Source organism: Marinospirillum insulare DSM 21763 (assembly GCF_000686905.1).
Taxonomy (GTDB): domain Bacteria; phylum Pseudomonadota; class Gammaproteobacteria; order Pseudomonadales; family Halomonadaceae; genus Marinospirillum; species Marinospirillum insulare.
Genome location: NZ_JMLW01000047.1, coordinates 1 through 9,873, shown reverse-complemented (window position 1 = coordinate 9,873; position 9,873 = coordinate 1). Strand labels below are relative to the sequence as shown.

Below are 9,873 nucleotides of genomic sequence, written 5' to 3'. Positions count from 1 at the left end.
AGGGCAGATATTTGGTATCGTTGCTCTCTGGTGAGCTGTGTGTAGTGTCTCATGTTTGCTTCTCATTCTTGGTCGATTGAAAAGCATAAGATGCTACAGCAGCTTGCCATCCAATCCTAGTTTAATGAGTTGCACTTGAGAGTTGAATCCAGGAATCTTAATTTATTTTTGTAAAGCTTTATCGTTAAATGCTTTAAATCTTTTTTCAACTCTTTAATAGATTTCTCAATCTCTTCATTGGACTTTTTTATTAATTTTGACTCTTTGTTGTATTTGTAAGCCTGCTTGTAATAATTGCTTGGTAGTTCACTTACACCTGTTTTGTAAGCAAGAACAAGGCAGAAAATAAAAGTTAACAAAATGAATGCTATTAATATCATAGATGGGCTAAAGCTGCTGTTCTCTATGAAAGCTAATAGATGCTTATCAGCCTTGTTAAAAATACTCATAATTTACATTATCTCGTGTAAAGATGGTTTCGGTATTTAGATAAATCAATAAATAGTATAGATTCTTTAAGGTACTCTTGGTTAACATACTTAATTCCTTTCGGGTCATTAATCCACTTTTTTTTATCCTTTAAATACTTCCAACTACCGCAGTCTGAATTTGCAGCGGACTGTATCAACCTTAAGTAGTTTTTTAAAGTGCTGGCGTAGATAGTGCCTTTTATTTTATTATGAGCTTTAGCTTCAGCATGTAGCCATAAAACTCTTTTACGCTCTTGAGTTTCATACATGCTTTCAACCATTTCAATAGCAAATAAATCACCATTTTTATATCTGATTAATGCATCGGGTATTTTTTTACCTTCATTAAATAAAAGATTATTATTAAATCGTAACTGCCTATCGTTGATAACTTCAATCCCTGATCCTGTTTTTTCCTTAGCTTCTTTTTCTAGTTTCAGTATTAAATACTGAACTGCAAGGTCATGCTGAACTTGTTTTAAGCCTAACCTGCTTACATATATAGCAGGTTTCATATCAATCCATCGGCTTTCAGCCATAATTCGAGCGGCATGTTCTGCACCTAACTCTTTTAAATAATAAACATGACTAGGCATACCTGGCCCTTTAACACGGGCAATTAAACCTTTTTTTTCATAGCTGGCTACTGTGGACATAACCGATCTATAGCCAACACCCCACAATTTGCCCAGCACGTAGTGGTCTGAAAACTTCCACCGCCAGAGCCACCTGAGCATAAGGTTGAGCTTGTCTGATGCACGTTTTGCAGAGTCTTTACCACTAAATGCAATCGTGCTTTTTCTGTCGTTCACGTAAAACCACCTATACACTGAGCTATGCATAGGGCTATAAATGCCTGTGCATAGCAAAAATGAGTATTTTTGCACAGGTAAGTGTATAGCAAAGATTAAAACTGTGAAGCATTGCAGTGTTTTTTGATTTTGTTTCACTCAGCATGAGAGAGCTGAGTAGTGGCTGCTGTTGCAGGTCTACGCAAAAGAGCGTGCGACTCGATACAAAAAGAGTATCGTCCACTAAACAAAAGCATAAAAACCTGCATACCCCGTACTTCGTGGCTTACATGTAAGCCACTACGCGGCTAACGCCTTGTGCTTTAAGGAAAATGTATTTTCCTTGGCGCGACTTTTGTCTTGCAGCTACGTAAATTGCAGTGCAATTCCCTGCGCGGCTAAAGCCTTGCCTACGTGATAATTTATAAATTATTCACTGCGCGTCACTGGAGTCCATCCGTGACTTGCTTCAGCCGCCGATTGCATCGGCCACCCCGCTTCGCGGGCTTCGAAAGCCAGCCGAGGAACGAGGCTGTTTTGCTTTCTTGGTTTCGTGTGAAAAGAGCACACTCAACGCGCTGGAAAAGAGCCAGCGCCCCTTGAACCTGGGTGGCCTATGCAGGCGGCTGAATGCTGCACATCCTTGTGCAGCCGATCAAGCGCTTTCCTTAATACGATAACCCTGTATTAAAGAGCCTTGCGCTTAATCTTGTTACTCCACTTCCTTAATGCGATAACCCTGCATTAAGGAGCCTGTTTCGTAACTAAAAACAAATCCAGTTAAAACTTTCCTTAATACGGTAGCTCTGTATTAGGGAGCCTTAGTTTTTCCTGTTTTTGTTTTTTCGTTCCTAGCAATAATTTCGCAGGCTTCATATCTAAGCTAGTCACTTAAAAGAAACAGTATCGGCCTATAATACGATGCCCCAGTATTACTACCGGCCTGATACTGCAAAACCCCAACCCCAACCCCAACCCCAACCCCAACCCCAACCCCAACCCGAAAAAAAATACTTAAGCCTTAACCAAAACTTATGCTTCACAAAGTTTTGTTATGCGATACCATCAATTTAGCTAGTGTTTTTTAGCTTTATTGGTGTATTGCTTTTTATTACCATAAAGATATACAAGTATTCTGTAATAGAAAATTAAATTGAGATTTTTTATATGACAAAAAAAAGCCATAAGCGATTTGCCTACCCTTGGGGTATTATTGTTATATTATTTATGTATCCTGCTTGGGGGATTATTGCTTCTATTGCTTTTTTTATTGCTATGGTGATGGGTAGTACTGCGCCTGATTATTTAGAATTTGGCAGAATAAAACATAGAACATTTACACATTTACCTTGGCTTTGGGTGTTTTGTTATGCTTTGGGTGTCTCTGTAACTAGTCATTTTGATATGAGCTTAATTGCATCTTGCATCGTTGCTGGTATTTGTTTGGGTGCTATATCGCATTGGGTCGGTGATTTAGGAACACCTATGGGCGTGCCTATTTTAAGCACCAAAAAAAGGTATTCTTTAAATATGTGGAAGACAGGACATATTTCAGAAATTAAACCTATTATAATGGCGTGGCTAGCTGTGATCGCTTTGGCTGGATTCAAGGTTTTGCATCCTGATTTATAATGTTTTAAGTTTAGAAGGTGTGCGTTTGTCTGCAAGATTTTGCTAACCAAGCAAAAAACACTGTATTATTAATTATACCCACAAGGAGAATTTAGAAGCATGAAAGAGCAAGAATACGCAGGGTTTTGGATTAGATTCGGTGCGTCTCTAATCGACTTAGTAATAATGTTTATCGTTACTTCTGTCCCGCTTTCGTTTATTTATGGCGAGGAATACTGGCTAACTAATCAGTTCATCTATGGTTTTTGGGATGTGCTGCTGGGATGGGTCGCGCCCATTGTTGCAACAATTTGGTTTTGGCTACGATTTTTGGGCACACCAGGGAAAATGGCAACCAAACTAAAAATCGTCGATGCAAAAACTGGAAATAAGCTATCTCTCGGGCAAGCTATCGGTAGATATTTCGCTTATATACCAGCAATGCTACCTTTGGGGCTAGGGCTTATCTGGGTTGGTATAGACAAAAAGAAACAAGGCTGGCATGACAAATTAGCTGGTACCGTTGTCATCAGAACCAATGAGTCAGAGCCAGTAAAATTCGGTGAATAAGGTATAACAAAGCAAATGCACTCGGACGGTAAAAAGCGCCGCTTTGCTCTGCTTTTTGCCGCCGGTGATTTGCGACGTTATAAAGTTGACTCTATGAAAAGATTACTGTTTTTTTTATTGGCCTTTATTTTTGTAGGAAATGCGTTTGCTGCCGAAGCACGTAGTTATGAGCAGGGTTGGTTTTGGGGTGAGCGTTATCAGGAAAAGGAAGAAAAAAATGAACCTGAAGAAGAGTTAATTGAAGAGAGCCAATTAACTGAAAACGAGCCAGAAGAAAAATCGAAAGATTGCACTAACCCTTTAGAGTGGGATGTTAGCTGTGGGTTTGTGCATCCTAAGCGTGATTATGACTTTAGCCAGGTGCAATTTAAGGAGCTAACAAAGCAGTTGGCCATGTATCCAGAAGATGTGTCACGTGTTTTGCAGTATCAAAAATTTGTGCATTGGGCAGTTGACCAAGCGGTAACTGCGGCGAAAAGTGCGGAGTGGAATATTATTCAAAACCAAGATATGAACCCCTTTATTGAAAACCCTATCGGTTCATTCGGAATGAGAGCAGCAGCTAGGGCACTAACTGATCACAACAAAACAGTGGTGCAAGATATTGCTGAACAAGGTGGTTTTTTGGTGATGTTCACACGTAACGATTGTGTTTACTGCCACAAAATGTATCCAACTAACTGGCTGATGGCTCAGGAACTAGGTTTGGATTTATACAATGCACCATTAGACGGAGTGTGCTTAGAAGGATTTGATAAGAGCTTTTGTTATGCAGGGGATGATGTAGAGCTTGCAGCTCAATATTTAGATGTGTTTATGGTGCCAGATTTGTTTTTACATTTACCTAAAGATGATGTGTGGATACGTGTATCAAGTGGTGTCGAGGCACAAGAGACCATCAAACGTAGATTAGTTACTTTTTTTGGTGCTGCAAAAAATGCAGCTCAAAAAGGTTTAAAAAATGCAGCTAGTGAAAACCGTCCAGCGGTTAACTTTGAGTCAAAAGATATTTTTGAACGGGCTAGGGAAGGTGTTGGGGTTGCTGCTGGTGTTATTAAACAAGGTGAGGCAAAAAATGCAGATAAATAACAAAAAGCGTATAGCTAAGAAGTTTCTTAGTTGTGCAATGGCTTTTACTTTGGTTTTTACTAGTGCTGCTCCTGCCAATGCTAGCTTACAAAATGCTATCAATAATATTGCCACTTCGCAGGGTGGTATGGGTACTGCTCTTGATCCACATACTTTCAGGACATCAACCCAAAGTGGTTTTCATGCTGGGTCTGTCAATATGCGTTTTCCCGTCAAGGCAATCAATTTAGTTAGCGTTGAACGAGCCAGTGTGAACGTGGGTTGTAATGGTGTCAGTATTACATTTGGGGGGATGGCTTTTATCAGCGCTGATGAAATCATCCAGTATCTCAAGACGATTGCTAAGGGTGTGCCTGCTCTTATTTACTCGATGACTTTAAAGGCCATTGCAGCTCCGTTAGAGGCTTCTCTTAATAAACTATATGCAACCATGGAGCGATTATCTGCCTCATTAAAAAACTCGTGTGAAGCTAGTCAGGCACTTGTGGGGATGATGGGCAATATTGATATGGGTGGGGGTGAAAGTGCTAGTAATGTTTTTGGTGGTATGGCTGGCGGGCTTGGTAAAACAGGAGCAAATGCTATTGGCGGTATTGATGCTGGATTAAATGCTGGGCTGGATCTTGGTACAGAAGGCATGGATTGGGTATCAGGTCTAATGGATGGGGGTGTTAAAGGTGTTGACCCTAAAGCTGAGTTAAAGGTTAAGGAGTGTATGCAGCTAGCCAGAGAATATGGGGTTACGGATAACATTGAAAAAACTGATATTTGTGAACCAGGCGGGTCTTTTGTTACCAGCTATAAGCAAATTGAAACCATAGCAGCACAAACAAGTACAGCTGAAAAAGATGTTTGGTTAAAAATGGCTAATAGAAACGGTAATATTACTTGGAATGCGTTACAGGCCTATGGTGTAGCACCAGATAATAGTGGTCATGCTGAAGAAGCTAATAATGATTTTTCTAAATCTATCCAAGGCAACCTTGCTTTTGCCAATTTGATGCTGTCTATGCTTGGATTTGACTTAAAAAAAGAGGGTGAAGACCCTATAAAGCGCCCTGCGACAATTTCTGGGCAAGATGTAATTTCGCTTTTTATGTGTGGTAAACCCCAAGCTATTAGAACCATGGCTGCATCTATTCCTTCAGAAATAGCAAAACAAAATACTAAGCAGCGTTTAGTCAGTTGGTGTGAAGCTAAGCTAGCAAAAGCTGGTGATAAGGTTTTTTACCAATGCCCTTCTGAGTCATTCAACCTTAAAGATGGTAACTGCTTAAATCCTGCCACTCCATCACTTGATAGTTTTGACCATTCGTTTATTGGCACAACATCCAGTGGTGGTATTTTGTTTTATATCGCGGACCTTATGGATTCTTCAGTGCAAAAAGCAGCGGCAGGTGGTACGGACGCAAAGTTTGATCCTCCTGAGCAAAAGCTTATGGCTTTGTCACCTATCCCCATTTATGAGGTTTATAACATTGCCGCAGCCACGCCTACAGTTGCCGCCCAGCTTTTAGAAGCTAATGCATTGTTAATTTCTTACGGTGTGGTTAATGCCATGTTAACTGAAATGATAGCGTCTGTAGTGACACCAAAGCATGACGATATCAACACAATTTTTACTAGCTTGCCCAATGAAATTCATAAAATAATGTTTGATATGCAAGATGAAATAGCAGTTTCTTACGCGCAAGAGGTTAAGTATGTTGATTTTTATAAACAGCGTATAGAAAACATTATGTCAACAATCAAGTCCATCAACAAAGATGTCTTGGAAGGCAGTATGGCAATTGGGCTAGATGGACAGAGTTTTGTCGAAGGCTTGTCAAAAATGTCGGGGCGTTAAACATGATTAACTCACGGATAAAGCTTTTTGTTTTTTTAGGCTTGCTATTGCTATCCGCAGGTACGGTTAACGCATCCCCCATGGGGGGTGATTATTGGGAATTTAATGCCTATGCCAATGCAGATGCAGTCGCAGATATATTGAATGCTTTATCTGGCATTGTTAAAAGTGGTGGGTTCAAGAGCATTTATTTAGCTTTAGCAATGCTGGGCTTAGCCATTAGTGCCGGTACAGGTTTGATTGGTGGAAATCCTAAAAAACTGATTGGCTACTTTATGGGTTTTATGCTTTTAACCTATGCTGTTTTTGGCCTAAAGGTAAATGTGTTAGTGAAAGAAATGGTTTATGTATCGGGTACGCCCACGCACAATACCGTGGCTGAAGTGCCTGGGGCGATTGCAATACCTATGGCATCAATTAGCTATTTGGGAACGGGACTAACCAACCTGCTAGAAACCTACATGACAAAACCGATAACAAATAACCCCAGCTTACCAGAAGGTGTTTTGCCTTTTGGGGCTAAGTCGGCAATTACCAAGGATATGACTGAGTTACGCATTACTGATCCTAATATTGCTCGAAATTTTAAAGAGTGGGTGTCTAAGTGTGCTGTACCAAGGTTGGTGTCACGGCAAATGAGTATAAATGAAATGGCTAATAGTACTGATTTGTTGCAGTACTTTAAAGATAGCCCAGCAAACACAGGCGTTGCATTTGTGCAATTTTATACATCAAAACCTATGAGTGAGTTTGGTAGTGATAGCCCATATAGAGAATTTGATGGTATTTTTAGCTGTGGTGAAGGTATAGCTCAGCTAGAAACTGAATTAAAAGCACATATTGGTGATTCTTTAAGCTCTATCGGTAAACGGGTTTTTCCTCAATATTCGCGTGATGCGCTTTTATCTTCAGATATTGCTTCTAGCATAGCAGGCGACTTATTGGGTAAATCAGCTAGTACTGCTACCAGTATGGCTATGCAGGGTGCAATTATTGATGTTGTTAATGGGGTGGGGCAGTATCAAGCAGAAGTGCTGGGTGCTGATTCTACGTTGTTGGCCATGAATATTAATAATGCTCAACGTAGCCAAAAAACAGGTTGGTACACAGCGAGCGTTTTATTTAGAGACATGAGTAGCTATATGTATGCTGCTATTCAGGTGTTTTTGATGGGTATAGCACCTTTAATCATTATTTTAATGTTGGTGCCTGGCATGGGGGCAAAGCTGGGTGGCTCTTATATGAAAGCGGTGGTGTGGTTGGCTAGTTGGTGGCCTGCACTGCATATTGTTAATTTTATGATGGAGTCTTATTACGCTAATTCAGCTAACAGTGTTTATGGCACAGCTGATCCCGCTGTTTTTGGTTTGTCTTTGATGAATGCAGGTGCATCGAATGCGTTTAGTGACAATATGATTATTGCCATTGGGTTTATGGCTACATTAGTTCCTACACTTATGTGGGGGATTATTAATGGCACGGGAATGGCTTTAACTTCAATGCTGGATAGGGCATCGGGGGCGCAGTATGCATCAGGCGCTGCACAAGATGCCGCTGCTGGTAATTTTAGGGCTGGAAACATTAGCACAAACACTTATTCAGCAAACAAATATGATGATATGCAAACTCGTGTTACAGGGCGAGCACCGGTCTCAGAAAATTATGCAGGGAGTGGTATAAACCAGTCAACAGACCTGGGTGGGCAAGGAGTGTCACTGCATGGCAAAGCCGCTGATAAGAGTATTAGCGAATCGCAAGCCAGAAGGCTTTCTGATGCAAGGGAGCAGGTTGATACGTCAAAAGAGGCTCTTAGTAATGCTGTGACCTCTACTGCTACTGAGTCAGCAAAAGAGCTATCTTCTTATGGACAAAATGCTTCTATTGATAAAAGTAATAACTTGGTTTTTAAAGAAGATGAAGCAATGAATGGAACGATACAAAATGTTGCCAGTTTGCTACATTCTGCTAAATATACAGATGAAAATTCCCAAGAGACATTTAAGAAAATTGCCGCACAATCAGGAGTTGATGTGGGTTTCGGATCAAACGGTCCGTCTGCAACATTTCGCGTTGGTGGGACAGCTGAAGCAGGTTATAGGGATGCTACGAAAGTTACAGCTAGCTACGGTGAAGATGGTTCTTTAGTGTTTAAAAATGATCAGGGTGAAAACTTTAGTCTAGGTACTAGCAATAGCTCCGGTTCCAGTATTAAGCATGCCGATGTAGCTGCTTCACAGAGTGCCTACGAAAACTCTGATGCGTTTGCAACGATTGAAAGCAGGGTTAAGTCATTTGAACAGGCTGAAAGTTATGCTAAAAAGGTTTCTGATGATGTGTCCAGAGAGCGGAATATTACGGTTGGTCAGGGGGTAGACCAGCAAGATATTAGTAATGTTAATAATGGCGAAGATCCAAACATGCCGATCAGAAATGTTGATAAAGATAGAGGTGGAGATGTACCTGTAAGCAAGGTTAGTAATAATGCTCAAGTTGCAGGAGGGACATTAATTTCTGGTGCTCAAAATCAAGTTGATGCATCATTTGGTGGTGCACAAGAAAAGTATCATGGTGAAAAAGATAACCGTGTCGCAGAAAGGCTTGATTCTTTAAATTCTTCAAACTTAGAAAAAGTTAATATGGATACAGTATCTCGTATGATCAGAGATAATGGAGAAGCACCTAGTTATTATAACGATTTACAAAGCTTTTCAATAGGAGGAAATAACTTTGATCCTGTAGGGCATATTGCTAATAATAATGGCGCCTATGATATGGTGTACCGATCTAGTGATAATGAAGGTAATCATAATTATTATGCAGTTTCCGGCGATTCTTTGACGAGGCTAAATAATTTAAGCTACGGAGATAAAGGTGAGGTGCGCTTTTCGGGTCAACAAATAAACCAATTTGATAACCATAGATTTGAGCAAAGTGGGGTGCAACAAGTTGAAGCTACCAGAGAAGGTGTGCAGCAGTTCCATAACTCATTAGAAAGTCCTTTTGGTAATGGGGTTGCTTTAGATGCATCAAGCCATGTGAATTTAAATGAATATTCAGGGTTGCGGAATGTTGATGATGAGTATAGTCGTGTGGGCAACATTCCTTTAATTCCTTTTGATAAAGGTTTAAAGTTTTAAAGTAATTCCCCAAGGATGGGAATTATTTCAGCGATCAAATGGATCATTAAAAGCTGATGATAAAGATTTTTCGAATCTTTTTGTTACCTCAGGATCGGGTTCAACAAAATCTTCACCTTTAACAAGCGCTTTAATAACCCCAAAACCAACGACCAAAATGCAAACGATAAAAATGCTATAAAAAATAAAATTAAAAATTGAGTTATCCATTAATTCACCTTTGATTAATTTAATGTAATATACATTATAGCGTATATTGACCCTCTATCAATGCTTTATATCTTGGATTCAACTTGCTAGTGCAACAGCCTGTAATTCTTCAAACAATACTTCATTTGGTGTTTTCATTCCAAGTGTTT

At 40.0% G+C, this 9,873-nt stretch carries 7 protein-coding genes; 5 read left to right on the top strand and 2 right to left on the bottom strand.

Annotated elements, in window-relative coordinates; all coding sequences use genetic code 11:
• Positions 1-457: 457 nt before the first annotated feature.
• On the bottom strand, positions 458-1,282 hold the full coding sequence (locus tag BP27_RS0112900; protein WP_027851895.1) for a replication-relaxation family protein: 825 nt from the start codon (positions 1,280-1,282) through the stop codon (positions 458-460).
• A gap of 1,146 nt (positions 1,283-2,428) precedes the next feature.
• Between BP27_RS0112900 and BP27_RS0112890 the strand changes: the two genes are divergently transcribed.
• From BP27_RS0112890 to BP27_RS0112870, 5 genes are all read left to right on the top strand, one after another.
• Positions 2,429-2,893, top strand: coding sequence for a metal-dependent hydrolase (locus tag BP27_RS0112890; protein ID WP_027851894.1), 465 nt, complete (start codon positions 2,429-2,431; stop codon positions 2,891-2,893).
• Between the two features lie 99 nt (positions 2,894-2,992).
• Positions 2,993-3,442: an RDD family protein gene (locus tag BP27_RS0112885; protein WP_027851893.1), complete on the top strand. Its 450-nt coding sequence runs from the start codon at positions 2,993-2,995 to the stop codon at positions 3,440-3,442.
• Between the two features lie 15 nt (positions 3,443-3,457).
• A complete protein-coding gene (gene traF, locus BP27_RS0112880) occupies positions 3,458-4,531 on the top strand; it encodes a conjugal transfer protein TraF (protein ID WP_027851892.1) in 1,074 nt (357 codons plus the stop codon).
• Positions 4,518-6,377, top strand: a complete 1,860-nt coding sequence (locus tag BP27_RS0112875) for a conjugal transfer protein TraH (RefSeq protein WP_027851891.1) — start codon at positions 4,518-4,520, stop codon at positions 6,375-6,377. The genes traF and BP27_RS0112875 overlap by 14 nt, the downstream gene beginning before the upstream one ends.
• 2 nt (positions 6,378-6,379) lie before the next feature.
• Positions 6,380-9,514: a conjugal transfer protein TraG N-terminal domain-containing protein gene (locus BP27_RS0112870; RefSeq protein ID WP_027851890.1), complete on the top strand. Its 3,135-nt coding sequence runs from the start codon at positions 6,380-6,382 to the stop codon at positions 9,512-9,514.
• Between the two features lie 27 nt (positions 9,515-9,541).
• Here BP27_RS0112870 and BP27_RS0112865 read toward each other — a convergent pair whose 3' ends face one another.
• A complete protein-coding gene (locus BP27_RS0112865) occupies positions 9,542-9,724 on the bottom strand; it encodes a hypothetical protein (RefSeq protein ID WP_027851889.1) in 183 nt (60 codons plus the stop codon).
• Positions 9,725-9,873 lie beyond the last annotated feature (149 nt).

Excerpts from the sequence above, each read along its gene's own strand:
- BP27_RS0112890 (WP_027851894.1), top strand. The coding sequence starts at position 2,429 with ATGACAAAAAAAAGCCATAAGCGATTTGCCTACCCTTGGGGTATTATT.
- BP27_RS0112885 (WP_027851893.1), top strand. The coding sequence starts at position 2,993 with ATGAAAGAGCAAGAATACGCAGGGTTTTGGATTAGATTCGGTGCGTCT.
- traF (WP_027851892.1), top strand. The coding sequence starts at position 3,458 with ATGCACTCGGACGGTAAAAAGCGCCGCTTTGCTCTGCTTTTTGCCGCC.
- BP27_RS0112875 (WP_027851891.1), top strand. The coding sequence starts at position 4,518 with ATGCAGATAAATAACAAAAAGCGTATAGCTAAGAAGTTTCTTAGTTGT.
- BP27_RS0112870 (WP_027851890.1), top strand. The coding sequence starts at position 6,380 with ATGATTAACTCACGGATAAAGCTTTTTGTTTTTTTAGGCTTGCTATTG.
- BP27_RS0112865 (WP_027851889.1), bottom strand. The coding sequence starts at position 9,724 with ATGGATAACTCAATTTTTAATTTTATTTTTTATAGCATTTTTATCGTT.